The sequence below is a fragment of the Lacrimispora amygdalina genome (assembly GCF_003432035.1).
Classification (GTDB): Bacteria; Bacillota; Clostridia; order Lachnospirales; family Lachnospiraceae; genus Lacrimispora; species Lacrimispora amygdalina.
This window is the reverse complement of the sequence record NZ_QOHO01000140.1, coordinates 1-1,463: the sequence shown is the minus strand read 5'-3', so window position 1 is coordinate 1,463 and position 1,463 is coordinate 1. Positions and strand designations below refer to the sequence as shown.

The window sequence follows — 1,463 nt, the reverse complement described above, 5'->3', positions numbered from 1 at the left end:
GATGATTGGATTATACGTGAATAAAATGGGTTTAGAAGAATATAAGGGTGTATACATATTTGCCCAGCAGGTAGATAATGAACTTAGCAGAATTGCATTGGAACTGTTAGGTAAGGCAAGGGAACTGGCAGAAAGTCTGTACACCGATGTTACGGCGGTCCTGTTAGGCTCCGGTGTAAAACAGATGGCGGCTGAACTGGCTGAATATGGGGCAGATCATGTCATTGTGGTTGATAATCCGGTGTTAAAGGAGTACATGACAGAACCATATACCCATGCGCTGGCCGGTGTGATTGAAAAATACAAACCGGAGATTGTATTGGTGGGTGCGACTGCTATCGGCCGTGATCTGGGACCAAGAGTTTCAGCCAGGGTTGCTACAGGGCTTACTGCAGACTGCACCAAACTGGAGATCGGAGATTTTCCGTTAAATCCGGTGGCAGGCAGAGAACAGAAGCACAACCAGCTTTTGATGACCCGACCGGCCTTCGGCGGCAACACCATAGCCACGATAGCGTGCCCAAACCACCGTCCCCAGATGGCGACTGTGCGCCCCGGAGTAATGCAGGCAATCACACCCATAAAAGACCGAAAGGCAATCGTGGAAGAATTTGATCCCGGATTCACACCCGATCACAAATATGTTGAGATACTTGATATTGTAAAATCGGTAGCGGAGTGTGCCGATATCATGGATGCCAAAATACTGGTTTCAGGCGGAAGGGGGATTGGCGGACCGGAAAATTTTGGTTTACTGGAAGAACTGGCTTCTGCTCTTAATGGTCAGGTCAGCTGTTCCCGCGCGGTTGTAGACGCCGGCTGGAAGCCCAAGGATATGCAGGTAGGACAGACCGGCAAGACTGTGAGGCCAGTTGTATATTTTGCCATTGGTATTTCAGGAGCAATCCAGCATGTGGCGGGTATGGAAGAGTCTGATATCATAATTGCTGTCAATAAGGATGAAACAGCTCCTATTTTTGATGTGGCGGATTATGGGATTGTGGGAGACTGGAAAAAGATTGTGCCGGAGCTGATAAAAAAGATCCGGAATGAAAAAGTAACAGCCCCTGCTGCTTTTCTGAAATAAAGAAGAAAAAACATCTACTCACTGTTCAAAGCTCAGGCGATTTGATATACTTATTATAAAGTACTAAAATAATCAAAAAAAAGGGTGAGCGGAAATGATGAAATGGATTTGCGGTTTTACAGGTTTAGCCGGGGGTGTACTGGTAATAGCGGGTGCATTGTTTACAAGAAATAAGGCGGTTACATTGATTGGCGGAGCCGATGGTCCAACGTCTATATTTATAGCAGCAAAGCCGAGTCCAGTTACTTCCACAGTCCTGTTGGCAAGTGGTATCATCATCATTCTGGGAACCATAATTATAGTTGTGAGAAATCTGAAAAATCATAAATAGTAATAGAGAAAGCAGGCAGATGAATGAACTGACCCCCATAAGTTA

The 1,463-nt window shown here is 45.7% G+C and carries 2 protein-coding genes; both read left to right on the top strand.

The window, feature by feature from the left end; genetic code table 11:
* Positions 1-25: 25 nt before the first annotated feature.
* Positions 26-1,087, top strand: coding sequence for an electron transfer flavoprotein subunit alpha/FixB family protein (locus DS742_RS28170; protein ID WP_117420218.1), 1,062 nt, complete (start codon positions 26-28; stop codon positions 1,085-1,087).
* 94 nt (positions 1,088-1,181) lie between these two features.
* Positions 1,182-1,418: an oxaloacetate decarboxylase gene (locus tag DS742_RS28165; RefSeq protein WP_117420217.1), complete on the top strand. Its 237-nt coding sequence runs from the start codon at positions 1,182-1,184 to the stop codon at positions 1,416-1,418.
* The last annotated feature ends 45 nt before the right edge of the window (positions 1,419-1,463 follow it).

Excerpts from the sequence above, each read along its gene's own strand:
- DS742_RS28170 (WP_117420218.1), top strand. The coding sequence starts at position 26 with ATGGGTTTAGAAGAATATAAGGGTGTATACATATTTGCCCAGCAGGTA.
- DS742_RS28165 (WP_117420217.1), top strand. The coding sequence starts at position 1,182 with ATGATGAAATGGATTTGCGGTTTTACAGGTTTAGCCGGGGGTGTACTG.